This is a genomic window from Bacillus sp. SIMBA_154, from assembly GCF_046536015.1.
GTDB classification, from domain to species: Bacteria; Bacillota; Bacilli; order Bacillales; family Bacillaceae; genus Bacillus; species Bacillus pumilus_P.
Genome location: NZ_JAWJBV010000448.1, coordinates 1 through 253, shown reverse-complemented (window position 1 = coordinate 253; position 253 = coordinate 1). Strand labels below are relative to the sequence as shown.

General features: G+C 36.0%; 1 protein-coding gene. It reads right to left on the bottom strand.

The features are described 5' to 3' along the window. Positions 1–253, bottom strand: a 253-nt coding sequence (locus R0K30_RS22720) for a hypothetical protein (protein ID WP_410613195.1), incomplete at both ends; no start/stop codon positions are given.

Here is a 253-nt window from a genome sequence, read left to right as displayed (position 1 = left end):
CTATAGCATGCCTTCTCAAGGCCACTTGATATTTCAAAAATATGTAAGTTAGACATAGATATTACTGCAAGTAAGTCCTCTTCAATAACACATGCGCAAAATGGTTTAAAATTAACACTTGAGGGCTTCAATAAGATTTTCGAGAAGGTACCTAAATTGTTTAGCCTGTATACGACACCTATAGATTCTATACAAAATATAACTCCATCCTCACAAGGTGTTACATTTGCTAAACGACCACTTTCCGGTGGAG